The sequence below is a fragment of the Pseudomonas sp. AL 58 genome (assembly GCF_036348395.1).
Lineage (GTDB): Bacteria > Pseudomonadota > Gammaproteobacteria > Pseudomonadales > Pseudomonadaceae > Aquipseudomonas > Aquipseudomonas defluvii.
This window is the reverse complement of record NZ_JAZBQR010000005.1, coordinates 332,456-356,391: the sequence shown is the minus strand read 5'-3', so window position 1 is coordinate 356,391 and position 23,936 is coordinate 332,456. Positions and strand designations below refer to the sequence as shown.

Annotated in this window: 19 protein-coding genes and 1 pseudogene; 6 read left to right on the top strand and 14 right to left on the bottom strand. The window is 59.7% G+C overall.

Features of this window, described 5'->3' with window-relative positions:
- Positions 1-24 precede the first annotated feature (24 nt).
- A complete protein-coding gene (locus UIA24_RS09180; protein ID WP_330522717.1) occupies positions 25-1,596 on the bottom strand; it encodes an EAL domain-containing protein in 1,572 nt (523 codons plus the stop codon).
- A 427-nt stretch (positions 1,597-2,023) separates the two neighbouring features.
- On the opposite strand from UIA24_RS09180, the gene hppD reads away from it, so the two are divergent.
- Positions 2,024-3,100, top strand: a complete 1,077-nt coding sequence (gene hppD, locus UIA24_RS09175) for a 4-hydroxyphenylpyruvate dioxygenase (RefSeq protein ID WP_065758954.1) — start codon at positions 2,024-2,026, stop codon at positions 3,098-3,100.
- Between the two features lie 84 nt (positions 3,101-3,184).
- Here hppD and UIA24_RS09170 read toward each other — a convergent pair whose 3' ends face one another.
- The gene (locus tag UIA24_RS09170) at positions 3,185-3,976 is read right to left on the bottom strand and encodes a CSS-motif domain-containing protein (RefSeq protein WP_065758955.1); all 792 of its coding nucleotides are present in this window, start codon (positions 3,974-3,976) and stop codon (positions 3,185-3,187) included.
- A 168-nt stretch (positions 3,977-4,144) separates the two neighbouring features.
- The gene (locus tag UIA24_RS09165) at positions 4,145-4,840 is read right to left on the bottom strand and encodes a type 1 glutamine amidotransferase domain-containing protein (RefSeq protein ID WP_330522716.1); all 696 of its coding nucleotides are present in this window, start codon (positions 4,838-4,840) and stop codon (positions 4,145-4,147) included.
- Between the two features lie 156 nt (positions 4,841-4,996).
- Between UIA24_RS09165 and UIA24_RS09160 the strand changes: the two genes are divergently transcribed.
- Positions 4,997-5,446, top strand: a complete 450-nt coding sequence (locus UIA24_RS09160) for a nucleoside deaminase (protein ID WP_330522715.1) — start codon at positions 4,997-4,999, stop codon at positions 5,444-5,446.
- A 36-nt stretch (positions 5,447-5,482) separates the two neighbouring features.
- Positions 5,483-6,733: a two-component system sensor histidine kinase NtrB gene (locus tag UIA24_RS09155; RefSeq protein ID WP_330522714.1), complete on the top strand. Its 1,251-nt coding sequence runs from the start codon at positions 5,483-5,485 to the stop codon at positions 6,731-6,733.
- Positions 6,734-6,756: 23 nt separating this feature from the next.
- On the opposite strand, the gene UIA24_RS09150 is transcribed toward UIA24_RS09155, so the two are convergent.
- The 5 genes from UIA24_RS09150 to UIA24_RS09130 form a co-directional block, all read right to left on the bottom strand.
- Positions 6,757-7,809, bottom strand: a complete 1,053-nt coding sequence (locus tag UIA24_RS09150) for a tetratricopeptide repeat protein (RefSeq protein WP_330522713.1) — start codon at positions 7,807-7,809, stop codon at positions 6,757-6,759.
- Between the two features lie 181 nt (positions 7,810-7,990).
- Positions 7,991-9,415: a TolC family protein gene (locus tag UIA24_RS09145; RefSeq protein WP_330522712.1), complete on the bottom strand. Its 1,425-nt coding sequence runs from the start codon at positions 9,413-9,415 to the stop codon at positions 7,991-7,993.
- On the bottom strand, positions 9,412-12,591 hold the full coding sequence (locus UIA24_RS09140; protein WP_330522711.1) for an efflux RND transporter permease subunit: 3,180 nt from the start codon (positions 12,589-12,591) through the stop codon (positions 9,412-9,414). Before UIA24_RS09140 ends, UIA24_RS09145 begins: the two co-directional genes overlap by 4 nt.
- A gap of 12 nt (positions 12,592-12,603) precedes the next feature.
- On the bottom strand, positions 12,604-13,845 hold the full coding sequence (mexE, locus tag UIA24_RS09135) for a multidrug efflux RND transporter periplasmic adaptor subunit MexE (RefSeq protein WP_330522710.1): 1,242 nt from the start codon (positions 13,843-13,845) through the stop codon (positions 12,604-12,606).
- A 174-nt stretch (positions 13,846-14,019) separates the two neighbouring features.
- Positions 14,020-14,754, bottom strand: coding sequence for an SDR family oxidoreductase (locus tag UIA24_RS09130; protein WP_102053852.1), 735 nt, complete (start codon positions 14,752-14,754; stop codon positions 14,020-14,022).
- Between the two features lie 123 nt (positions 14,755-14,877).
- On the opposite strand from UIA24_RS09130, the gene UIA24_RS09125 reads away from it, so the two are divergent.
- On the top strand, positions 14,878-15,693 hold the full coding sequence (locus UIA24_RS09125; protein WP_330522709.1) for a LysR family transcriptional regulator: 816 nt from the start codon (positions 14,878-14,880) through the stop codon (positions 15,691-15,693).
- Here UIA24_RS09125 and UIA24_RS23295 read toward each other — a convergent pair.
- From UIA24_RS23295 to UIA24_RS09115, 3 genes and pseudogenes are all read right to left on the bottom strand, one after another.
- Entirely contained in the window at positions 15,633-15,851 is a 219-nt protein-coding gene (locus UIA24_RS23295; RefSeq protein ID WP_442963007.1) for a GNA1162 family protein, read from the bottom strand. The genes UIA24_RS09125 and UIA24_RS23295 overlap by 61 nt on opposite strands.
- Positions 15,781-16,194: pseudogene (locus UIA24_RS09120) on the bottom strand (GNA1162 family protein). The gene UIA24_RS23295 and the pseudogene UIA24_RS09120 overlap by 71 nt, the downstream one beginning before the upstream one ends.
- A 298-nt stretch (positions 16,195-16,492) precedes the next feature.
- On the bottom strand, positions 16,493-17,428 hold the full coding sequence (locus UIA24_RS09115) for a LysR family transcriptional regulator (RefSeq protein WP_330522708.1): 936 nt from the start codon (positions 17,426-17,428) through the stop codon (positions 16,493-16,495).
- Positions 17,429-17,538: 110 nt separating this feature from the next.
- Between UIA24_RS09115 and araD1 the strand changes: the two genes are divergently transcribed.
- Together araD1 and UIA24_RS09105 are read left to right on the top strand one after the other, a co-directional pair.
- The gene (gene araD1, locus UIA24_RS09110; protein ID WP_102053156.1) at positions 17,539-18,534 is read left to right on the top strand and encodes an AraD1 family protein; all 996 of its coding nucleotides are present in this window, start codon (positions 17,539-17,541) and stop codon (positions 18,532-18,534) included.
- A gap of 54 nt (positions 18,535-18,588) precedes the next feature.
- Positions 18,589-20,172: an aldehyde dehydrogenase (NADP(+)) gene (locus UIA24_RS09105; protein ID WP_330522707.1), complete on the top strand. Its 1,584-nt coding sequence runs from the start codon at positions 18,589-18,591 to the stop codon at positions 20,170-20,172.
- A gap of 67 nt (positions 20,173-20,239) precedes the next feature.
- On the opposite strand, the gene UIA24_RS09100 is transcribed toward UIA24_RS09105, so the two are convergent.
- From UIA24_RS09100 to UIA24_RS09090, 3 genes are all read right to left on the bottom strand, one after another.
- Positions 20,240-21,634: an FAD-binding oxidoreductase gene (locus UIA24_RS09100; RefSeq protein ID WP_330522706.1), complete on the bottom strand. Its 1,395-nt coding sequence runs from the start codon at positions 21,632-21,634 to the stop codon at positions 20,240-20,242.
- 62 nt (positions 21,635-21,696) lie between these two features.
- The gene (locus UIA24_RS09095; protein ID WP_102053153.1) at positions 21,697-22,419 is read right to left on the bottom strand and encodes a FadR/GntR family transcriptional regulator; all 723 of its coding nucleotides are present in this window, start codon (positions 22,417-22,419) and stop codon (positions 21,697-21,699) included.
- Between the two features lie 95 nt (positions 22,420-22,514).
- Entirely contained in the window at positions 22,515-23,789 is a 1,275-nt protein-coding gene (locus tag UIA24_RS09090) for an OprD family porin (RefSeq protein WP_330522705.1), read from the bottom strand.
- Positions 23,790-23,936 lie beyond the last annotated feature (147 nt).

Genomic DNA, 23,936 nt, shown 5'->3' with positions numbered 1-23,936 from the left:
CAGAACGGTTGACCTGCAATGATCTCAGGGGCAGGAGGGCTGGGCAACCGCAGGCTCCTTTTTCTGGTGGGCCAAGGCGTCGATGAAACCGTTCAGCGGCAAGGGCTTGCCGAACAGGTAGCCTTGCTGGAAGTCCACTTGGCGTTGGGCCAGGTAATCCCGTTGCGCCTGTGTTTCTACGCCTTCGGCAACGACGCCCATGTCCAGCTTGTTGGAGAGCTCGATGATGCTGTCGAGAATGTGCAGTGACAAGGCATCCACACCGATCATGCCGACAAAACTCTTGTCGATCTTCAGGTAATCCACCTTGAACTGGCGCAGGTAGGTCAGGCTCGACTGACCCGTGCCGAAGTCATCCAGGGCAATCATCACCCCCAATTCGTGCAGCTTGGCGAACAGGTTGAACGTGCAGTCGGTGGGGGTTATCAGCGTACGCTCGGTCAGCTCCAGGGTCAGCCGAATGCGCCCAGTCGGAAAGGCCGCCAGCAGCTTCTGGCAGTCATCGTAGAGCGCCAGGTCCTGGCAGTGGGCTGCGCTGATATTGATACCGATATGAAAACCTTCCTCGAAGTTGTCCGCATGGGGTGCCAGTTGTTCAGCGACCTGCTGCATCAGGCGACGGGTCATTGGGATGATCTGGCCACTGTGCTCGGCGTAGGGAATGAACAGGTCAGGACGCACCAGGCCGTCACGCGGGTGCATCCAGCGCATCAGCACTTCGACGCCGGCCCAACGATAGTCACCCTGGCGTACGACGGGTTGAAAGTACGGCACGAATTCATCTGCCTCGAGTGCCCGTTGCAGTTCAGCCCGAGGCGAATTGGCGCGCTTCAGTTGCCAGTTGCAGGCTACTCCGGCAATGATGCCGAGGAAGACCAGCAGGCCGAACAAGGGGCCGTACTGGCGTTGCATCAGGCGCCATACCTCGCCCTCCGGGTAACCGCTATGGACCGTGAAGCTGAAATGCGAGGACTTCAGGGCTGTCGGGGCCACGGCAAAGTCTGGCACGGGGTCGTTGCGCACCCGGCCGTCAGTTCCCATCCAGTGCGTGCCCACCTGTACACGCAGGTCGGAATCCGGGTCGATCAGGCGCAACAGGTGTATCAAGTGATCGCCATCGACGGTTGTGATTGCTCCCTTGCTGCCTTCACTGAGGCGGTAGACCAGCAGCGGGTGCCCCGGGGAGACGGAGTTGCCATCCATCAGCCAGAGGCTGCCGTCGGTATAGTCGCCAGGGTTGACTGCTTCGCGGTAGCTGCCGAACAGTGAGCTGCAGTAAAGGGCATCGTCGTAGAACAGGTTGGTCGAACGAACGAAGGTGCCTCGCGTGACCTGTTCACGCAAGGGCAGCTTGACCTGCTCGCAAGGTTGGCCCGCCAGCGGCAGCAGGTTGCGTGCGGCCTGGGCGATGTTGTCCAGCACCCGGTCGAACTGTTCGATGGCGTGCTCTGCGTTGAGCTGTGCCCTGGCGTGCAGCTCTCGCTGTGCCTGCCAGTTCAGCAGAAGCACACCGCAAATTACCGGAATGAAACCCACCAGCCAGGGCAGCAGGACGCGTCCAGTGGAGCGGCTGCGGCGTTTTCGCGAAAGGGGCATGGTTGACTACCTGTCATGGCAAAGGGTCCTTCGTTGGCAAGCATAGCGCTTGCCCCGCCCGCCTGTGATAGCGGGTGTGGCAGTAGTCTATTATGGCTACAGTGTACTCACCATCCTGATAGGGCACCGGCGTTGTCCGAGAGTGTGCCCTGCAACCCCCATGGCCGTGCAAGCAGTGGCGTGAACTAAAGTGCGGACAAATGTTTTTACGCCATGTAGAATCAGGTTACGCATACAATAATAAGGTTCTCCGCCTCCGGGGAATCAAACCCGCCGAGAATGGGTCCATATGAAGTGTCATGGGTTCAAACTGATCTTTGGTGACTACCTCGCACGCAGTGTGAGGGGCATCTCCTGCGCGCCACCCCGTCTGCTCGACATCGATAGCAATTGAACCTGTTTTTACCGTATTGATGAGGACACGAGCATGGCTGATATCTTTGACAACCCGATGGGCCTGATGGGCTTCGAATTCATCGAGTTTGCTGCACCGACCCCCGGGGTTCTGGAGCCGATCTTTCAGATCATGGGCTTCACCAAAGTGGCGACCCACCGCTCCAAGGACGTCCATCTGTACCGCCAGGGCGGTATCAACCTGATCCTCAACAACGAACCCAAGAGCATTGCCTCGTACTTTGCTGCCGAGCACGGTCCGTCGGTGTGCGGTATGGCGTTTCGCGTGCGTAATGCCCACGAGGCGTATGCCCGTGCACTGGAACTGGGTGCGCAGCCGGTGGAAATCGAAACCGGGCCAATGGAGCTGCGCTTGCCAGCGATCAAGGGTATTGGCGGCGCGCCACTCTACCTGATCGACCGCTTCGAGGAAGGTAGTTCGATCTACGACATCGACTTCAACTTCATTGAAGGTGTCGACCGTCATCCAGAGGGTGCGGGCCTCAAGATCATCGATCACCTGACGCACAACGTTTATCGCGGTCGTATGGCCTATTGGGCGGCGTTCTACGAGAAGCTGTTCAATTTCCGCGAGATCCGCTACTTCGATATCAAGGGCGAGTACACCGGCCTGACCTCCAAGGCCATGACCGCACCGGATGGCATGATCCGCATTCCGTTGAACGAAGAATCGTCCAAAGGTGCCGGGCAGATCGAAGAATTCCTGATGCAGTTCAACGGTGAAGGCATTCAGCATGTGGCCTTCCTCACCGACGATCTGCTCAAGAGCTGGGATGCCCTGAAGAAACTGGGCATGCGCTTCATGACCGCACCGCCGGAGACCTACTACGAAATGCTTGAAGGCCGCTTGCCTGGCCATGGCGAGCCGGTAGAAGAGCTGAAGGCGCGGGGCATTCTGCTCGACGGCTCCTCGCAGCCTGACGACAAACGCCTGCTGCTGCAGATTTTCTCGGAGACCCTGATGGGGCCGGTGTTCTTCGAATTCATTCAGCGCAAGGGTGACGACGGTTTCGGTGAAGGTAACTTCAAGGCACTGTTCGAGTCGATTGAACGTGATCAGGTACGCCGTGGTGTATTGGCTACCGACTGATTACCGATAGCGTGATACACAAGAGGCCAGCGTTCGTACGCTGGCCTCTTTGTTTTTCAGGTGATGACGCCTGCTCGTGCTGCCCTAAAGCTTGCGGTTGCGTCGGGAAAACAGGCTCCAGTACACAAAGGCGGAGGTAATGATGCCGACCAGTAGTAGCGAGGGCGCACTGGCAAGCATGTTGCTGCGCACTTCCTGCCAGGTGCTACCGTCCGCAAAGCCGCTGTGTACGATAAAGCCGTGTTTGTGGGACACGACGTGAAGGTACTGTTCGTTGATGTTGGTGTGGCTTATATCTTCGACAATGTCCGTCGCTGACAAGTATTCCGTACCGAATTGAACGACCACGGTCGCGGGCTCCTTGATGGCACTGATCATTTGCTGCAAAAGCAAGCCGTTGGTCAGCGCCAGTACCCCGAACGGGTATTCCTGAAGGCGGTAGTACAGAACTGGGGAGTCGGGTGTTACCTGGTTACCGGCGGCCAGCAACAGTTTCTGGTTATGGAAAGTGCCTGGGTCGACGATGATTTCGCTCTCTCCATGTTGAGTGCTGCAGTAGGCGCGGTTTTCTCTCAGCAGCACCAATGAGCGCAGATTCGGCTCGGAGACGACTTCCACGCGCAGTTTGGGCATTGCTTTATCACAGGCCAGCTCTGCAAGACTGAGCACTTTACTGCTGGTAGTGTGCAGCGTTTCGATAACGGTCTCGATTCGATCAAGCGCTTCATGAGCGGCTTTTTCAGCCGCCTCCAAATGCTTTCGGTCTACTTGCAGGGCAATGATCAGCAGGCCGCTGGCCACAGGGGTCAAACCGATCAACATGATCGTCAGGAATTCGAGCAGGACACGGCCTGCGCGTTTTTTATGGATAGCCACGGTTCACCTCTGGACGCTGAGTGAAAGCCAGGGCTCGTATGCCCCGCAGAGGGGCGTTGCGAGCTTTTCGACTGTGTCGTCAGCATAAAGGGTGTTGTGGGGCGCTCCTGTAGTCCCTGAAAACGATCCGCCGTGGTATCGGTCAACAGCGAAGGTCAGGCGTATCGGTCAGGCACGCGGCAGTGTTGCCAGTACCCGCTGCGCTACTGCCGCAGCAGATGCCGGATTTTGCCCGGTAATCAGCCTGCCGTCCTTTGAGTCAACGGCTACAAAGGACGCCCAGGGCTCTTCAGCTTTCTGATAGAGGCCGCCCCGTGCGATCAACTCGGTTTCCGTTAAAAACGGAACGGTTTTGTCCAACTCTGCCAGTTGTTCTTCGATATTGGAGAAACCCGTGACCTCACGGTCCTTGACCAACAAGGAGTGATCGCTGAGCTTGATGTTCAGCAAGCCAACGGCGCCATGGCACACGGCCGAAACAATACCGCCGTTGTCAAAAATCGTTCCAGCAATGCCTTGCAGTGCCGTGTTTTCCGGGAAGTCCCATATCACGCCATGACCACCGGTGTAATAGATGGCATTGTAGTCCTGCACCTTGACCTGCTTTGGGTTCAGGGTCGTGCCCAGCCTGTTCATGAAGGCCTTGTCTTCATACCAGGCCCAATCGATATCGGCAGCCATGCTCAGGCTATGCGGGTCGATGGGGACGTAGCCACCCGCAGGGCTGACATAGTCAACTGCCAGGCCCGCCTGTTGAACCGTATCGACAAAATGCACCGCTTCGCCCAACCACAACCCTGTGGCGCGTTTGAGTGAGGGGTATTTGGCAGTATTGGTCAACACCACCAGGATTTTCTTGCTCATTACGGTCCTCCTTAGACGATCGGTGTCTTGGCGTACACCGGCAGCTCAATCTCGGACTTTTGAGCATAGCTGTCGGCTTGAAAGGTGCCATGGTGACTGCCGCGTTAATGGCCTTGTGCTAGTGTTCATTTATCCAAATGCCATTGAGTCAGCCTTATGAGTACTAACCATTCGTCATTCATGCAGGCGGCTATCGATGAGGCCCGCGCCGGTCTCGCCGAGGGCGGCATTCCGATTGGCTCGGTGATTGTCTATGAGGGCCGGATTATCGGGCGCGGCCACAATCGTCGGGTGCAGTCGGGCAGTGCAATCCTGCATGGCGAAATGGACGCCTTTGAGAATGCCGGTCGCCAGCCTGCCAGCGTGTATAGGCAAGCCACCCTTTACACCACATTGTCACCCTGCTCGATGTGTAGTGGGGCGATTCTGCTCTACGGTATCAAGGAGGTGATCATCGGTGAGAACAGTTCGTTCATGGGGGAGGAGGCCCTGCTCAAGTCGCGGGGCGTGCATTTGCAAGTGTTGCAGGATCCCGACTGCATCAAGCTGATGAACGATTTTATCGCCGATAACCCCAAGTTGTGGAACGAAGATATCGGTCTATAAGTTTCAGTTGCAGCATTTGAGGACATGGAGTCGACAATGCGCATGAAGCATCTTGCTTCGCCGCTCATGCCACCGAGCGAAATGGGTGAAAAAGTCAGGCAGTTCCCTTGGGAAGACACGCCGCTGGGGCCTATCTTGAGCTGGCCCGCGACCTTGCGCATTGCGGTGGACATGCTGCTGGTATCAAAGGTGCCGACGTGTCTGGTGTGGGGGGCGCAACTCTCCACGATCTATAACGACGCCTTCAACGAGATGCTGGGCAAGCGCCAGGTATTGGGCTGCAGTTTTGATGACGTGCTGGGTGAGAGTTGGGAGAAGGTTGGCCCGATCCTGTTCAAGGCGCTTTCGGGTGAAGCGACGCTGATCGAAAACCTTCCGTTGATCATCAACCGTAATGGGGCATCAGAACCCAGTTACTTCACCTTCAGTTGTACGCCTGTACGGGATGAGAGTGGCGCTATTGTCGGGGTGCTCGACAAGGTGATCGAAACAACGGCCCATGTTCAGTCCGAGCAGCAATGGCGCATGCTGGCGTTTGCCCATGAACAGCAAGTGCGGGCGCGCACCGCCGACCTTGAGCATCTCTGGCAGTTGTCGGGTGGTATGGCGCAGGATGTGAAAAACCTGCTGGGCGGCATTTGCTCCAGCCTGGCATTACTTGAACAACGTTTGGCGCAGGGGCACCTGGAGCGTCTGGACACCTGTATTGAAAGCGCCAGGGGGGCGGCAAACCAGGCCATTGCACTGGCAGATCGGTTACTTGCCTTTTCTTGTTTCCAGGCGCTTGACCCTCAACCTGTCAATGTCACTCAACTGATTGATGGCATGGCAGCGGTGTTAAGCCAATCCCTCGGCTCGCAGATCACCCTGCAGATGCACCTGGAGCTGTTGCCCTGGACGGTGCTGGTGGATGTCGAGCAACTGCAGCACGCGTTGCAGAGCCTCTGCTTGAATGCCTGTGATGCCTTGCCGAACGGCGGCAGGGTGATCGTCAGCACCGGCAATGTGCGCTATGACGCGTGCGAGCAGGGCCATGACGGCCTGCTGCCTGGCGATTACACCTACGTGCAGGTAGAGGATAACGGTTGTGGCATGGGGCCTGAGGCTGTGGTGCGAGCCTTCGAGCCATTTTTTACGGGCAAGTCTGCAGGGCAGGGGCATGGACTGGGGTTGGCGATGATCTACGGTTTTGTCCGGCAGTCGGGGGGACGCGCCTTGATCGAGTCCGAACCAGGCAAGGGCACCCGGGTAAGACTGCTGTTGCCTCGGCACTTGACTCAGGATTGAGTGTTGCGCAATCGCCGCAGCGCTCAGAGGCCTTGTTGTACCAGCGGATCGTCTGGGTTCTGCTGCTCCAGTTGGGCCAACAGAATCTGTACATTCTGCAACTGGCCGGTTTCCTTCCAGTAGTTGATCAGCAAGACCCTGGCCTTGCGGTTGGCCGGTTGTCGGGCAAGGATGGTTTCCAGCTGTTTCTGTGCTGCATCGGTCTGGTCGAGGTCGTGCAGGCTGGTGGCCAGGGTATAGCGGTAATCGTTGTTGGCCGGTTCAAGCTCAAGCGCTCGGGCAAACGCCAGCAGTGCATATTCATCCTGATGATGACGCAGCAGCCAGAGGCCCAGCTCATGTTGCAGGAAGGCAGACTCGGGGTGGCGCTGCAGGGCCTTGGCCAGCACCTCGCGAGAAGCGTCAGTATGACCTTGGCGCTCAAGCAGGCGCACCTGGGTTGCCAGTGCCTGCAAGTCATCGGGCGCCAGGCTCAATGCGCGCTCCAGTGCGATGCCTGCCTGGTCGAAGCGTTGTTCGTGGATGTACAGCCGTGCCAGATGCACTTGAGCGGAGGGGTCGTCGACACTTTGCAGTACATGTTGGTACTGTTCCAGTACATCCTGCAACGGGCCAAAGTACAGGCCGATTTCATCAGGGCTGAGCCCCAGCAGGGCGTCGGCAGCGGCGAAACGTACGCTTTGATCCTTTTCATCGAGCAACGGCCCCAGCAACAGGCTGCGCTGCGCTGCCGGAACCAAGGCGGCAATGCTGGTGATTGCGGCGCGGCGTACCTGCGGGTCTTCATGCTGCAGGTCTTTGCTGGCCAGCTTCAACGCCAAGGGAGAAGGGTAGTTTGGCAATTCGGCATGCAAGCTGGCTCGGCGGATGGGCGACAAGTCGTTGCGGGCCAGTTGCTGGTAGAGCACGCGTGCGGCGCCTGGCAGGCCGTCATGGGCCTGGGCCAAGGCGTTAGCGTAGCTGTTTGTGAGCGCTGGGGAAGGCTCAGGGCTGTCGTCGCGCCAAAAGTAATTGCCCAGCCCGAGAACAATGAGCAGGGCCAGACTGATCAGCGTGTAAGTTTGACGCTTGGGCATGCTGAATCCGCGTGTACGGCTGGAGCCAAAAGGGCAGCTTGTGGCAGTGCGCTGTTGGAGTCAAATCGGTTGTCGGCGTGACGCCTGGGGGCGGGCAATTCCAGTCCTGATAAAAAAGCCCCGCAAGCCATGAGCTGCGGGGCAAAGGGTTGGTTTGCAACCAACCAAAGGAGCCGTTGCGTCAGTGCGCCGAGGCGACGGTTTCGGCTTGCCAGCCTCCACCCAGTGCCTTGTAGATGGCGACGACACCGCTATAGAGTTCAACTTCCGCTTGGGCCTGGGCATCTTCGGCGCTGAGCCGTTCACGCTCGGCATCCAGTAGCACCAGGTAGTCCACCGTACCTTCGCGGTAGCGAATGGATGCCAGCTCGGCCGCCTTGCGACTGGCCTCACTTTGGCGCAGCAGCGCAAGCAGGCGTTGCTGGCGCTTGCTGTAGTCGCTGAAGGCATTTTCCGACTCTTCCAGGGCGAGCAACACCTGCTGCTCGTAGCTGGCCAAGGCGCCTTCGGCTTCAGCATTGGCCCCGCGCAAGCGGGCTTTGACGCTGCCCAGGTCGAAGGCTGCCCAGGTAATGCTCGGGCCCAAGGCCCATGCCTGTGCCGCCGAGGAGCCCAGTTGGGAGCCGCGTGCGGCGGTGAAACCGAGAAAACCGCTCAGGCTGACCCGTGGGAACAGGTCGGCGGTTGCCACCCCGACATTCGCGGTCGCCGCCGCCAACTGGCGTTCGGCACTGCGGACGTCCGGGCGGCGCTTGAGCAGCTCGGCAGGATCACCGATCGGCAGCGCCTTGGCGATGGCGGGCAGTTGCGCCGGGGACAGGTCGACGCTCAAGGTGTCCGGACGCTGACCCAGCAGGGTGGCGATACGGTTACGTGCCCGTACCTGTTCTGCCTGCAATTGCGGCACCGTAGCTTCTACTGCGGCCAGACGCGCATCGGCACGCACCACATCCAGCTCATTGCCGACGCCGGCCTCGTTCAGGGTCTGCGTAATGGCCCTGGAGTCCTGCTGGGTTTTCAGGTTGGCCACGGCGATCTTTTCACGCAGCTGGGCGCCGCGCAGTTGGCCGTAGGCATCGACCAGCTCGGCGATCAGGCTGACCTGTAGCTGCTGCAAGTCGGCTTCGGCAGCGTCCTGTTGCGCCTCACTGGCTTCCAGTTGCCGCTGGATACGACCAAACAGATCGAGCTCCCAGGCCATATCCAGGCCCAGGTCATAGCGCTCGCTGTTGACCCGATGGTCGCTCTGGCCTGGAATCTGGCCTTTACCCAGATCACTGCTGGCGCGGCTGGTCACTGTTGGCAGGGCATCGTTGCTGACGTCATCGCGGATCGCCCGCGCGGACTTCAGACGGGCGAACGCCACGCGCAGCTCACGGTTATCGGCCAGCGACTGAGCCACCAGCTGGTTCAGCACCGGGTCATCGAACTGGCGCCACCAGGCTGCTTCAAAACGGTTGCGGTCGAAGGCTTTGGGCGCCTCCGGCTGGTCCGCTGCACTCAGGTGTGCCGCTGCGGTATCGGGTGCGCGGTAGTCTGGCCCGACCGCACAGGCGGCAAGGGCCAGCACCAGCAGGCTGGGCATCAACAGTTTAACGTGGCTCATGCGTGCTGCTCCCGCTGGGCAACCCGGGCCGCCTTGCGGGCCTGGCTGCGTTCGACATAACGACGGATCAAGACAAAGAACACCGGGGTCAGCAACAGGCCGAAGAACGTTACCCCGATCATCCCGGAGAACACCGCGACACCCATGGCATGACGCATTTCAGCACCGGCACCGGAAGAGAACACCAGTGGTACGACACCCATGATGAAGGCGATCGAGGTCATCAGGATTGGCCGCAGACGCAGGCGGCAGGCTTCCAGTACCGCTGCCAGCGGGTCGAGGCCTTCTGCCTGTTTATCCTTGGCGAACTCGACGATCAGAATCGCGTTCTTGCAGGCCAGGCCCACCAACACGATCAGGCCGATCTGGGTGAAGATGTTGTTGTCGCCACCGGACAGGATCACCCCGGTAATGGCCGACAGCAGCGTCATGGGCACGATCAGGATCACGGCCAGTGGCAAGCTCCAGCTTTCGTACTGGGCTGCCAGCACCAGAAAGGCCAGCAGCACACAGAGCGGGAACACGAACAGCGCGGTGTTGCCGGCAAGGATCTGCTGGTAGGTCAGTTCGGTCCATTCGAAGGTCATGCCGTTGGGCAGTTCTTCCTTGAGCAGCTTCTCCATGGCTTTCTCGGCTTGCCCGGAGCTATAGCCTGGCGCTGCGGCACCGTTGATTTCGGCCGTGATAAAGCCGTTGTAGTGCATCACCCGGTCGGGGCCGGCGGTGTCGCTGACCTTGATGAAGGTCGCCAGCGGGATCATCTCGCCTTGGTTGTTGCGCACCTTCAACTGGCCGATCTGCTCGGCATCAAGGCGGAACTGCTGTTCAGCCTGGACGTTAACCTGATAGGTGCGGCCAAAACGGTTGAAGTCGTTGGTGTACAGCGAACCCAGGTAAATCTGCAGGGTGTCGAAGATGTCGTTGATCGCAACGCCATGGGTCTTGGCTTTTTCGCGGTCAATAGCAGCATCGACCTGTGGCACGTTGACCTGGTAGCTGGTGAACAGCCCCGCCAGCTCCGGCACGCCACGGCTCTTGGCGATAATGTTCTGGGTTTCCTTGTACAGCGCTTCATACCCCAGGTTGCCACGGTCCTCGATCTGCAGGCGGAAGCCGCCGATGGTACCCAGGCCCTGTACTGGCGGTGGAGGGAAGATCGCGATGTAGGCGTCCTGGATGTCCGCGAACTGGGCATTCAATGCGGCAGCGATGGCGCCGGCCGACTGGCTGGGGTCCTTGCGCTCATCGAAGGGCTTGAGCGGAGTGAACACGATGCCGCTGTTCGGGCTGTTGGTGAAACCGTTGATCGACAGGCCCGGGAAGGCGACCGAATCGGCAACGCCAGGCTGCTTGAGGGCAATCTCGCTCATCTTCTTGATCACCGCTTCCGTACGGTCAAGGCTGGCCGCATCGGGCAACTGGGCGAAGGCCACCAGGTACTGCTTGTCCTGAGCCGGGACGAAACCAGTCGGCGTCGAGGTAAAGCCCAGCCAGGTCATGACCATCAATCCGCCGTAGACGAACAGAGCAATGCCGCTGCTGCGGATAACCCGTCCCACGGTGCCCACGTAGCTGTGGCTGGCGCGCTCGAAGAAACGGTTGAACGGGGCGAACAACCAGCCGCCCAGCAGGCGTTCAAGTGCCTTGGAGAAACGGTCCTTGGGCGCATGGTGGTCTTTGAGCAGCACCGCTGCCAAGGCTGGCGACAAGGTCAGCGAGTTGAAGGCCGAGATCACGGTGGAAATGGCGATGGTCAGGGCAAACTGCTTGTAGAACTGCCCGGTGAGGCCGGAAATGAACGCCGCCGGTACGAACACCGCGCACAGCACCAGTGCCGTGGCGATGATGGGGCCGGTCACTTCGCCCATGGCGCGCTTGGTGGCTTCCAGCGGGGTGAGGCCAAGGCCAATGTTGCGTTCGACGTTCTCCACCACGACGATGGCGTCGTCCACCACGATCCCGATGGCCAGCACCAGGCCGAACAGCGACAGCGCGTTGAGCGAGAAGCCGAACAGGTGCATGACCGCAAAGGTACCGATCAGCGAAACCGGCACTGCCACCAGCGGAATGATCGAGGCGCGCCAGGTCTGCAGGAACAGGATGACTACCAGTACCACCAGGATCAGCGCTTCAAACAAGGTATGGACGACCGCTTCGATGGAGCCACGGACGAACACGGTCGGGTCATAGACGATGCTGTAGTCCATGCCTTCAGGGAAGTTCTGCTTCAGCTCGTTCATCTTGGCCCGCACTTCATCGGAGATCTCGATGGCGTTCGAACCTGGACGCTGGAAGATCGGGATGGCGACGGCGGGTTGGTTGTTCAACAGCGAGCGTAGCGCGTACTGGCTTGAACCGAGCTCGACCCGGGCGATGTCTTTCAGGCGAGTGATTTCGCCGTCGGCACCGGAACGGATGATGATGTTCTCGAACTCTTCTTCGCTGACCAGACGGCCTTGGGTGTTGACCGACAGCTGGAAGCTGGTGGTGCCCGGTGCGGGTGGCGCACCCAGTTGCCCTGCGGCAACCTGACGGTTTTGCTCACGGATTGCTGCCACCACATCGCTGGCGGTCAGGTTGCGCGATGCGGTCTTGTTCGGGTCGAGCCAGACCCGCAGCGAATAGTCGCCCATACCGAACAACTGTACGTCGCCGACACCGCCCAGGCGTGCCAGCTCGTCCTTGATGTTGAGGATCGCGTAGTTGGACAGGTAGAGCATGTCATAGCGGTTATCCGGCGAGGTCAAGTGCACGACCATGGTCAGGTCGGGCGAGGCCTTGTCGACGGTGATGCCGATCCGCGTCACTTCTTCGGGCAGTTTCGGCTGGGTTCGGGTCACGCGGTTCTGCACCTGCACTTGCGCGTTGTCCAGGTCGGTGCCCAGGGCGAAAGTGATGGTCAGGGTCAGCTTGCCGTCGGCGGTGGACTGCGAGGACATGTACAGCATGTTCTCCACACCGGTGATGGCCTGCTCCAGTGGCGCGGCGACGGTTTCACCAATGACCTTGGGGTTGGCGCCCGGGAAGTTGGCGCGCACTACCACCGTCGGTGGTACCACTTCCGGGTACTCGCTGATCGGCAGTTGGAACAGCGAAATGCTGCCAGCGATCAAGATCAGCAGTGACAGCACTGCGGCGAAGATCGGCCGAGTGATAAAAAACTTGGAAAAATTCATCGGTGGTGTCCCTTAACCGCGTGGTGCCTGGTTACTGGCGAGCTTGACCGTGGTGTTGCCCATCGGTTTGCCCTGGGTGCTGGCTTCAAGTGCCTGACGTTGCCGGGCGAGGGCGGCCAAGGTCGCTTCGCTGGCCATCGGTGTGTCCTGCGGGGTGACTGGCGAGCCAGGGCGAACCCGCTGCAGGCCCTTGACCACGATGCGCTCGTCTTTGTTCAGGCCGCTACGAACGATGCGCAGGCCTTCCAGCTTCGGTCCCAGTTCGACCGCGCGATAATCGGCCTTGTTGTCCTTGTCCATCACCAGCACGAACTTCTTGCCCAGGTCGGTACCGACGGCTTCGTCGTTGATCAATACCGCGGAGTAAGTGGCACTGCCGACCAGCTTCAGGCGTGCATACAGCCCAGGGGTGAATTGCCCGTCGCGGTTGTCGAACACGGCACGGCCGCGGATGGTGCCGGTCTTGGGGTTGACCTGGTTGTCGACGAAGTTCATCTGCCCCAGGTGTGGGTTGCCCTGTTCATTGGATAGGCCGAGGTACACTGGGGTGCTCTGGCCACGCTGACCATCGCGGGCCAATTGGCTGTATTTGAGGTAGACCCGCTCGTCGGCATCGAAGTAGGCATACACCTTGTCGGTGGAGACCACACTGGTCAGCGGCGTCACATCGGCGCTGACAATGTTGCCTGCGGTGTACTGGGCGCGGCTGACGCGACCGCTGATGGGGGCGGTGACACGGGTGAAGCTCAGGTTCAACCGGGCCAGGTCCAGTTGCGCCTGAATTGCCGCGACGCCGGCGCGTGCTTCGGCAGCGGCGCTGGTGCGCGACTCGGCCAGCTCGGCGGAAATCGCATTGCTGCTGCGCAGGCGCTCGCCACGTTCGGCTTCGTTGGCGCTGCGGGTAGCGGTGGCACGGGCTTGCTGCAGTTGTGCCTCAAGGCGGCGGACTTCTGCCTGGAACGGGCGCGGGTCGATCTGGAACAGCAGGTCGCCTTTCTTCACCTGAGCGCCTTCGGTAAAGGCCACCTGATCGATCTGCCCGGAGACACGAGGCCGAACCTCTACGGTTTCCGGCGCTTCCAGCCGGCCGGTGAATTCGTCCCATTCATTGACAGGCTGCTCCAGCACCTTGGCCACACTGACCGTGGGCGCGCTGGGTGCCTGTACGGCTTCAGGGGTACGGCCGCAGGCACTCATGACCAGAAGTGCCAAAGCGGCGAGGGGATAACGCAAGGGTTTGAGTGACTGCTCCATGGAGAGAATCCGCCAATTATTGAAAGTGGGCGAATTCTGCGTGCTAGAGCGGTCAACAACGAATCGAACGAGGCGAAGGTAACTATCACTGGGAATGATGGATGGTGCTGGATCCCTATCATCAGTATCAGCGATAGGCGTCGCCTGGCCCGTCCAGGGGCGCGTGGTTGGGCATCAGGCCTGCTGGCGGGTCGCTGCTAGAACGATCTCGCGGATGCACACGCCTTGGGGCTGGCCATAGGCGTAGTCGATGGCATTGGCGACGTCGTCGGCCGAGAGCACCACGCCACCCATGTCCTGTTTCCAGGCGTGGTAACCGGTCTTTATGGTTTCGTCGGTGGTGTGGCTGAGCAGTTCGGTTTCCACCGCGCCCGGCTCAATGGTGATGACCCGGACGTTGTGCGGGGCCAACTCTTCACGCAGGTTTTCCGAAAGGCCTGTGACGGCAAACTTGGTGCCGACGTAGGCCACGTGGTTGGAGAAGGTTTTGCGCCCGGCGACGGAGCTGACGTTGATGATGGTGCCGTGTTTGCGCGCTACCATGCCACGGGCTACGGCGAGGATGCCGTTGAGCAGGCCACGTACGTTGATGTCCAGCATCTGGTCCCATTCCGATGGGTCCTGTCGGGTGATATCGCCCAGCAGCATGACTCCGGCATTGTTGATGATGGCATCCGCCGGGCCGAACTGTTGCTCGGCCTGAGCGACCGCGTCGAGCAACGCGGCGCGGTGGGTTACATCCACTGATACCGCCAGGGTGTCAGGCAGGTTCAGTGCCAGCATGGGTTCCAGGCGACGAGCCAGCAGTAACAACGGGTGTCCACGACGGGAGAGCAGTCGGGCGGTGGCTTGGCCAATACCGGAACTGGCGCCGGTGATGACAATGAGGGGCTTGCCGGTAGTCGTCATGAAAGGTGCTCCTGGGATCGAAATATTTGATGGCTTGAGGTGGGCGAAACTATAGATTTCTCTAGAGAGCCTGAAAAATGGATTATTCTTCTTCCTGCCATCGGCTTTTGTTATGGGTTAGCAATGGACTACCGCCAGCTTCGTGCTTTTATCGCCGTTTTTGAGGCGCGCAACATCACGGTTGCTGCGCAGCGTATCCACCTCAGCCAGCCGGCACTTTCCGCGAGCATCAAGCTGTTGGAAGACGCCTTGGGTACCCCATTGTTCGTGCGCCAGGCGCGCGGCGTGGAGGTCACCGAAGATGCTCGCGCGCTTTACCCGCAGGCCAGACGCATGGTGGCGGACGTCGACAGTCTGGCCCGACAATTTCGCGAGAAGCGTCACCGTGTGCTGCTGCAGGTCGGCGTGGAGCAGGACATTGCCCAGTGTTACGTTCAGGCGCTGATTCGCGGCGCGAGTCAAGTCGTTCCCGGCGTGTTACTGGGGCTACTGGAGGGCTGTGAAGGGGATGCGCGGCTGGCGAGCGAGGAACTGCGTTGTGAAGACGAACTGTTCTTGCCGTTGTGGAGCGAGCCTTATGTACTGGCGCTGCCAATGGACTACAGCCAGGCAGAGGGTGAGTCGACCGTCGACCCTGCACTGGAGCAGGCAGCCTGGATCACATGCCCAGGCCATGCCAGTCATCAGCGCTTGCTGCCCTTGTATGGCGCAGGCGCCATCACGCCTGAAGCCCAGGCCGGCTCCTTCAGGCTGGCACTGGCCTTGGTCGCTGCCGGTCAGGGCATCGCGGTGGTACCAAAGTCCTTGGCCGAAGAGCAGCCTGAAGTTCTCGTGCGGTCATTGCCCATGCTTGATCTCAAGCGCCGCATTGGCCTGTGCTATTCAGCCCAGGCGCTGGGCAACCCGGCCTTGGTGCAACTGCGTGATGCCATGCGTTGACCGCCGGGCGTTAGCCAGTAATTCGACGGTCTTTTGTTGATGACCTGCTTTACCGCAGCAGAGATTAGCAAGCCGATCACACGATCATCATAGGTGTGACGGCCTTCCTCGCTCGACGCAGAAGCCGACCACAGCTCGGTGCCGGTCTTGAGGTTCACTCGCCTGGCTTGGGACTGTCACAACCGTTGCGCTATTCAATACCGTGTAGCGGCTTCCGTATGCCTTCACGGTGACATACAAGGCCGCATCGGCACCGAAGATTTCCTGCAACCTGGCCGTCTATATCTGGTGGATATCACCGGGTTTCGTCATCCCATTCTGACGCAAGGTTTCATCCACCAGTGCCACTGGCAGGACGTAGTAACCGGCCTCGGCCAGCGGAAAGGTGAGCTGGGTCTTCATATCGATGGCGGTCAGGGTTCCAAGGTTCTCCTTCAGGCGATGCGGCTTCGCCGTGCCTGGTAATTGAGACAATCCATGGATTCTGCGCCAGCAGATCATGCTCCGGCCCACGCCAGAACAGCGAGCACTCGCTCTGTATCGCCGTCAGCGGTTGAACTGCATAGGCACGCCGGTTTCCAAGTTTTCGCTTTTGCATTTCAGATCTCCCGGCTTGGGCGATCAGATTTGAGCTCGTGGGTAAAAAGTTGGCTCAGTGCAATACCGCTGCGAAAAGACAAAGCGAGCAAGCGGGTGCGGACTAGATGGGTAAATCAGCAATGACTTATGAGTGAAACTCATTATTCAAGCGGTGGCGCGTGATGTCAGTGCGCCTGTCAAGATCGAGGAAATGACCACTTCATAGCGTGGGATGTTGTGCGTGTTGCAATGCGTCCCACAGTAGTTTTGCAGGGGCGGAAAGCTGGACACCCTGGCGAGTCACTATTGAGTAAGGCTCGCTGCGCGAAATCAATATCAGTGGCAGCGATACCAGTACGCCCATTTCGCTTGCGGCATCGGCGACTTCCTCTGGCATCAGGGCGACCAGATTCTGGTCCTGCTGCAGCAACATCAGCGTTGTGAAGGTTGAGGCTGTTTCCAGAGGGAATCTGGGGAACTCTAGCCCTGCTTCGCTGAACTCACGTTCAAGTACCAGGCGCATCGGCATGTTCGCCGGGTAGACGATCCAGCGGTAGTCGTTGAGTTGCGTCAGTTCCAGTGAGTCAGCGTTGGCCAGTGGATGCCTGGGACTACTCACAACCCTCAACTGTTCCCGGTACAGCGGCAGGCAGTCGTAGGCTTCCGGGCGCTGACTAACACTGGTTCGGCAAACTGCAAGATCCAGTCGACCTTGGTCGATCAGGGCGAGCAGTCGGGCGCTGGTGTCTTCGATGATTTCCACCGATAGCTCCGGTTGGCTCTGGCGCAGGCGCGCCAGGCTACTGACCAGCAACGGTACTGCCCCCATGATGATTCCGACAGAGATCCGTCCTCCCTGACCTTGAAGGATGCCGATCATTTCCTCACGTAAATGTGCCAGGTCGCTATGGATCAATCGCGCGTAGCGAACGGCGCAGCGCCCTAGATCATTGGCCTCCAGGCCTTGGCTGGTGCGAGTGAATAGCCGCGTGCCAAAGGCCGATTCAATTTCATTGAGTGCCTTGGTCGCACCAGGCTGGGTAATCGACACCTGTTCAGCAGCCTTGTGCAATGAGCCGTGTTCATCCAGAGCGATAAGCAGCCGCAACTGTTTCAGGCGCAAACGGGAAATCAAGGAGGGGAGAGAAGCAATCATGGGGATGAGGGAAAGTTATCGCTTGATCAGTGGCTCTCATTAGGCAGGCTGCGGCCGGATTCGTAAAGTGCGGTCAGCAAATTCTTTCCCCAATACAAAGGGTCACGGTCATGCGACTGATTCAATTCGAGACGGTTACCGGTGTACGTTCGGTCGGTATCGTTGAAGGCGAGCAGATTCAAGTAGTGCACGGCACAGCCAGCACCCGAGAGCTGGCCCTGGCAGCTATTTCCGAGGGGCGCGGCCTTGAAGCCGAAGTACTGGCCCGAGGCAGTTCCCCCGGCCCGCTGTACCGTGAACTGCTGGAGGCCGGTCGCGTCCTGCCGCCGCTGGACCATGAAGACCCTGCTCACTGCCTGATCAGCGGCACAGGATTGACCCACCTGGGCAGTGCAGCGACCCGCGACAAGATGCACCAGCAGAAGGCGCAGGACGAGTCGCTAATGACCGACACCCTTCGGATGTTCAAATGGGGCCTGGAAGGCGGTAAACCTGGCGCGGGCCAAGTCGGTTCACAGCCTGAATGGTTCTACAAGGGTGATGGCAGCATCGTAGTACGTCCCGGCGCAGACTTTTTGGTGCCGGCTTTCGCTGAGGATGCCGGCGAGGAGCCGGAGCTGGTCGGCCTCTATGTGATCGGAGCTGACGGTCGACCCTATCGCCTGGGCTATGCCTTGGGCAACGAATTCTCCGACCACGTAGTTGAGCGTCGCAGCTATCTGTACCTGGCGCACTCCAAACTACGCATGTGCGCCTATGGTCCTGAGCTGCGGGTCGGCGATTTGCCGGCGAACCTGTGTGGTTTCAGCCGCATCCACCGCGATGGTGAGGTGTTATGGGAAAAGGCGTTCCTCAGTGGCGAAGAGAACATGTGCCACAGTTTGGAAAACCTCGAGTTTCACCATTTCAAGTATCGGCAGTTTCTCCGGCCGGGGGACGTACATGCGCATTTTTTCGGCACCGCAACGTTGTCGTTCGCCGATGCTATCAAGGCGCAGCCGGGGGATACCTTCGAGATAGCGATGAGCGAATTTGGCGCGCCATTGCGCAACGGCATTGCGATCGACGCCGAGCCGCTGGCCCCGGGGGCGATCACCTCGCTGTGAATGGGTGTATTAGGGGCTTCGGCCCGGTCTCGCAATAAGCTTACGGAGCAGAGAATGACCGTCATAACCGGTTGGAACTATATCGCAGGCGTCAGAAGCGCCGCAGGCAGTATTACCCTACAAAGCTACGACGCAACGTCAGGCCAGGCATTACCTTTCTGTTTCCATCAAGCCACCCAGGCCGAAGTGGATGCCGCTGCCCAAGCTGCTCAGACGGCTTATCCGGTTTATCGCAATCTATCGGCGACTCGCCGGGCGGAATTTCTTGAGGCCATCGCCGACGAGATCGATGGGCTGGGTGATGATTTCGTTGCGCTAGTCTGCCAGGAAACGGCTCTGGCCACGGGCCGCATTCAGAGCGAGCGTGGGCGGACTAGCGGGCAGATGCGTCTGTTTGCCAAGGTGTTGCGTCGCGGCGACTTCTACGGCGCACGGATCGATCGTGCGTTGCCGGATCGCCAACCGCTACCGCGTCCAGACCTGCGCCAGTATCGCATCGGTCTTGGCCCGGTGGCGGTGTTCGGAGCCAGTAATTTCCCGCTGGCTTTCTCCACAGCCGGTGGTGATACCGCTGCTGCCTTGGCGGCAGGTTGCCCAGTCGTGTTCAAGGCCCACAGCGGGCACATGGCGACTGCCGAATGGGTCGCAGATGCCATTACTCGCGCCGCGAAGAAAACCGAGATGCCGGCGGGTGTATTCAATATGATTTATGGGAGTGGTGTGGGTGAATGGCTCGTCAAGCATCCAGCGATCCAGGCAGTCGGCTTCACCGGTTCTCTTGGTGGTGGTCGGGCGCTGTGCGACATGGCCGCGGCACGGCCACAGCCGATTCCTGTGTTTGCCGAGATGTCGAGTATCAACCCGATGCTGTTGTTACCGGAAGCAATCAAGGTGCGTGGCGACAGGATTGCCAGCGAGCTCGCCGCCTCAGTGGTGCTCGGCGCCGGTCAGTTCTGTACCAACCCTGGCCTGGTGATCGGCATTCGCTCGCTTGAGTTCAGCGCGTTTCTCGAACGCTTCACCGCGTTGATGAATGATCAGCCGGCGCAAACCTTGCTCAACGCCAGTGGTTTGAGCAGTTACAGCCGTGGGCTCGACAACCTCCATGATCATGCTGGTATTACCCACCTGGCGGGTTCACCACAGGTCGGCAAACAAGCACATGCCCAAGTATTCAAGGCCGATGTCAGCTTGTTGTTGAGCGGTGATGCCTTGCTACAGGAAGAAGTCTTTGGTCCAACGACTATTGTCGTCGAAGTGGCCGACAAGGCCGAGTTGGTCCAGGCGCTGCATGGTCTGCGCGGTCAACTTACCGCCACATTGATTGCAGAACCCGGCGATCTCGAGACTTATGGCGATCTGCTAGCCCTGCTTGAGCAGAAGGCCGGGCGTCTATTGCTCAACGGTTATCCGACGGGGGTCGAGGTGTGCGACGCGATGGTGCATGGCGGCCCTTATCCAGCAACGTCCGATCCTCGCGGCTCCTCGGTTGGCACCTTGGCTATCGAGCGCTTCCTGCGCCCTGTGTGCTATCAGAACTACCCGGACGCTTTGCTGCCGGATGCGCTGAAAAACGCTAACCCATCAGGTATCCAGCGTCTGGTGGACGGTGTGAGTTCCTGTGTTGCCTTGGGCTGAGCCTGGCGTGCGGTAGGTCAAAGGTCGACCGGTATTTCCGGTCGGCCTTTTTTCTGGGTAACACCCCTCAGCCGAGCTGACGGAAGATCTTGCCTGGATTCATCTGGTTGAGCGGGTCGAGTGCCTGTTTGATTGCACGCATGGTGTCGATAGCGACCTGACCGTGCTCCTCTACCAGAAAGTCGATTTTGTGCAGGCCAACGCCGTGCTCGCCAGTGCACGTGCCGCCTGCCGCCAGCGCCCGATGGACGATGGCGTGGTTGAGGCGTTCGGCTTCGGCCAGTTCCGCGGGGTTATTGGGGTCCAGTAACAGGCAGACGTGGAAGTTGCCGTCGCCGACATGTCCGAATATGGGGGCTGGCAGGTAAGACTGACGCAGGTCCTGTTCGGTAGCGCTTACGCAGTCGGCGAGTTTCGATAGCGGAACGCAGACATCTGTGGACAGCGCCCGGCAACCTGGCTTGAGCTGTAAAAAGGCGAACAGTGCGTTGTGGCGTGCACTCCACAGGCGGTTGCGCTCTTCCTGTTGGGTCGCCCATTTAAAGTCCATCCCGCCATTGCTGGCGGCCAGGTCCTGCACCGTTTTCGCTTGTTCGGCAACACTGGCTGCGTTGCCGTGGAACTCCAGGAACAGTGTTGGAGACTCCTGCAGCGTCAGCTTGGAATAGTGGTTCAGTGCCTGGATCGCCAAGCGGTCAACCAGCTCGGCTCGGGCTACCGCAATGCCTAGCTGGATGGTTTCAATCACGGTTTGTACCGCGCCCTCGACCGAATCGAAACTGCACACCGCAGCGCTGATCGCTTCTGGCTGCGGATGCAGTTTCAAGGTGACTTCGCTGATCACCCCAAGCGTGCCTTCACTGCCGATGAACAGCCGAGCGAGGTCGTAGCCAGCGGAAGATTTCTTTGCCTTCGAACCGCTGCGCAGTAGCCGCCCGTCGGCCAGCACGGCGTTCAGGCCGAGCACGTTCTCGCGCATGGTGCCGTAGCGCACCGCGTTGGTCCCTGAGGCACGGGTGGCGCACATGCCGCCGATGCTGGCGTCTGCACCAGGATCTATGGGGAAGAACAGGCCGCTGGTACGCAGGTATTCATTCAATGCCTTGCGGGTGATACCTGGCTGCACGGTGATGCTCAGGTCTTCGGGCTGGAATGAGAGCACCTGGTCCATCCGTGAAACATCGAGACTGATACCTCCCTGCACGGCCAACAGGTGGCCCTCCAGGGACGAGCCGCTGCCGTACGGGATCACGGGTACTCGGTGTTCATGGCATAGCTTCAGGATAGCGCTGATGTCTTCGACACTGTGTGCGTAGGCCACGGCATCGGGCAAGACCGGGTCATACAAGGACTCGTCGCGACCGTGATGTTCACGCACCGCTTGGGCGGTGCTGAAGCGCTCGCCAAGCAGGTTGTCGAGGGCGTCGCGCAAGGGTTGGGGCAGAGGCTGGGATGAGGTCATGACAGGGCTCCTGTAGGGGAAGGTCGGTTCGCCCGGCGCGACCGCGACCCATTCCCCACCGGCTACAGCGGGGTCAGGACATTCATCACGGTATCGAGGGCGACACGGGTGTCGTCGAGTTGTACCAGCGAGGCATGCCGGGCGCCGAGGGCGTCGCGGTTCTTGATCGCGGTAAGGATTGCCTTGTGCCGCGGCAGGCTCAGTTGCTGGGTGTTGGGGCGTCGGTTGGTAACATTGATCGACTCGCGCAGCGGTAGCGAAAGCATGTTGCACATGTAGGCGAGTAGGTCGTTGTGGGTTGCTTCTGCGATCGCACGGTGGAAGTCCAGGTCCGGCTGTAACAGGTCCTTGCGGGTCTGGGCTGCCTCCATGCGTTGGTAGGCTTCTTCGATGATTGCGATGTCGGCATCGGTCGCGGTGGTCGCTGCCATCGCGGCGATCTCGGGCTCGAGGATCCGTCGCACGCCTGCCAGGGTGTGGAAGAACTCGCTGTGAGGCGTTGACTGCATCAGCCAGAACAGTACGTCTGGGTCGAGCAGGTGCCATTCGACACGCGGGCGCACCACCGTACCGACCCGCGGCTTGGAGTAGACCAGGCCTTTGGCACTGAGCACGCGAGTCGCCTCGCGCAGTACCGGCCGACTGACCTGGTATTCCTCGCACAGTGTTGCCTCCAATGGCAGCTTCTCTTCCGGCTTGAAACGGCCGGAAACGATGTGCATGCCCAGCTCCTGGACGATACGGGCATGCATGCTTTTGCGTGGTGTGGGCGTCTGGTAATTCATGACGGAGACGTTGCTCTGGCGAAATGCCGTCCATCATAGCATCGCTCTCGGATCGATTTGGCTCCATGGGGCGATCCCGAGAGTTGCACCCACCCTTACTTCAACGGGATTGTGTAGGCCAGGATCAAGCGGTTCTCGTCGATATCTGCACCAAAACTGGAGCGCACCATCGCGTTACGCCAACGCACGGCGAGGTTCTTCAAGGGCCCGCTCTGCAGGACGTAGGTGATGTCCAGGTCGCGCTCCCACTCGTGACCTTCGCCGCCTTTGGCCAGCTTGACGTTGTCGCCACTGACATAGCGGGCGAAGGTAGTCAGCCCCGGTATACCGAGTGCGGCGAAGTTGTAATCGTAGCGTGCCTGCCAGGAGCGCTCGCCGGCGAAGATGAAGTTACGCACCTGAATATCATTGACCAGTGGCGTGCTGGCGCCGGACAGCAACAGGGCATCGTTGTCGCCGTACATGCGCTGGTAACCCGCGCTGATGGTGTGACCGCCGTAACCGGCGCCGAACAGGCTGGTGAGGGATTTGTTGTCGAGCGTGCCTGCTCGGGCGCTGCCGTCATCTTCACCAGTGAACAGGCCAACGTTGGCAGAAAGGCTCCAATCGCCAAGCTTCTGTTTGTGGACAAGGTTGTAGAAACGCTGCTGGTAGATGTTCTCAAGCTGTGATTGCCATAGGCCAATCATGGTTCGTTCGGCGTTGAAACGGTATTCAGCACCGGCATAATTGAAGCGGTCTGAGGTCACACCGGCGATGCCATTGGCCGCGAGATCCGCGTGACCCGACTCGTTGCGCTGGCTGGCAGAGCGAAATTGGCCGGTGTAGAGCGTTAGTCCCTCTAACTCACGTGAGGTCAGCATGCCGCCTTGATAGCTTTGAGGCAGCAGGCGGGCGTCATTGCGCATCGCAATTGGCAGTTCCGGAAACAGTTCGCCTACCTTGAGTTCGGTCTTTGAGAGACGAATCTTGCCCACCGCGCCGGCGCGCGAGAATTCGTCGGCAGAGGAGCCGTCGTCCTGGGTCGGCAACAGTCCGCTGTTCGAGCGTCCAGGACCGCTGTCGAGCTTGACCCCGAGCATACCAACAATATCCACACCCACGCCTACGGTGCCCTGGGTGTAGCCCGATTGAGCCTGGAGCAGAAACCCTTGGGCCCACTCCTCCTGTTTCGACTGGGCAGCACTGTCCTGGCGAAAGTCTCGATTGAAGTAGAAGTTGCGGGCAAGAATGTTGGCCGTGGCATCTTCTACAAAGCCATGCTCCTCGGCATGTGCGCTCCATGCCGCCGCGGACAGTGGCACGACCATGCAGGCGGCCAGCAGTTGCGCCGGTGACAGAGCGAAGGGGTTGGCGTTGATACGGGTCATTATTGTTGTACTCCCGATGTAGTGGATTCCCTGAAGGGAAGTAGGGCCGTTGTTGGACTGGGTAACAGTTGTTTCGGGCGAGCGGCTGTGTCCCGTTTGAGCAGGATTCGCAAATGTCTGGGGAAGCGAGCGCCAGCGAGTGCTGGC

What these genes read in the sequence shown, in the direction of transcription:
- UIA24_RS09180 (WP_330522717.1), bottom strand. Translation starts at nt 1,596, where the DNA reads ATGCCCCTTTCGCGAAAACGCCGCAGCCGCTCCACTGGACGCGTCCTG.
- hppD (WP_065758954.1), top strand. Translation starts at nt 2,024, where the DNA reads ATGGCTGATATCTTTGACAACCCGATGGGCCTGATGGGCTTCGAATTC.
- UIA24_RS09165 (WP_330522716.1), bottom strand. Translation starts at nt 4,840, where the DNA reads ATGAGCAAGAAAATCCTGGTGGTGTTGACCAATACTGCCAAATACCCC.
- UIA24_RS09160 (WP_330522715.1), top strand. Translation starts at nt 4,997, where the DNA reads ATGAGTACTAACCATTCGTCATTCATGCAGGCGGCTATCGATGAGGCC.
- UIA24_RS09155 (WP_330522714.1), top strand. Translation starts at nt 5,483, where the DNA reads ATGCGCATGAAGCATCTTGCTTCGCCGCTCATGCCACCGAGCGAAATG.
- UIA24_RS09150 (WP_330522713.1), bottom strand. Translation starts at nt 7,809, where the DNA reads ATGCCCAAGCGTCAAACTTACACGCTGATCAGTCTGGCCCTGCTCATT.
- UIA24_RS09145 (WP_330522712.1), bottom strand. Translation starts at nt 9,415, where the DNA reads ATGAGCCACGTTAAACTGTTGATGCCCAGCCTGCTGGTGCTGGCCCTT.
- UIA24_RS09140 (WP_330522711.1), bottom strand. Translation starts at nt 12,591, where the DNA reads ATGAATTTTTCCAAGTTTTTTATCACTCGGCCGATCTTCGCCGCAGTG.
- mexE (WP_330522710.1), bottom strand. Translation starts at nt 13,845, where the DNA reads ATGGAGCAGTCACTCAAACCCTTGCGTTATCCCCTCGCCGCTTTGGCA.
- UIA24_RS09130 (WP_102053852.1), bottom strand. Translation starts at nt 14,754, where the DNA reads ATGACGACTACCGGCAAGCCCCTCATTGTCATCACCGGCGCCAGTTCC.
- UIA24_RS09125 (WP_330522709.1), top strand. Translation starts at nt 14,878, where the DNA reads ATGGACTACCGCCAGCTTCGTGCTTTTATCGCCGTTTTTGAGGCGCGC.
- UIA24_RS09115 (WP_330522708.1), bottom strand. Translation starts at nt 17,428, where the DNA reads ATGATTGCTTCTCTCCCCTCCTTGATTTCCCGTTTGCGCCTGAAACAG.
- araD1 (WP_102053156.1), top strand. Translation starts at nt 17,539, where the DNA reads ATGCGACTGATTCAATTCGAGACGGTTACCGGTGTACGTTCGGTCGGT.
- UIA24_RS09105 (WP_330522707.1), top strand. Translation starts at nt 18,589, where the DNA reads ATGACCGTCATAACCGGTTGGAACTATATCGCAGGCGTCAGAAGCGCC.
- UIA24_RS09100 (WP_330522706.1), bottom strand. Translation starts at nt 21,634, where the DNA reads ATGACCTCATCCCAGCCTCTGCCCCAACCCTTGCGCGACGCCCTCGAC.
- UIA24_RS09095 (WP_102053153.1), bottom strand. Translation starts at nt 22,419, where the DNA reads ATGAATTACCAGACGCCCACACCACGCAAAAGCATGCATGCCCGTATC.
- UIA24_RS09090 (WP_330522705.1), bottom strand. Translation starts at nt 23,789, where the DNA reads ATGACCCGTATCAACGCCAACCCCTTCGCTCTGTCACCGGCGCAACTG.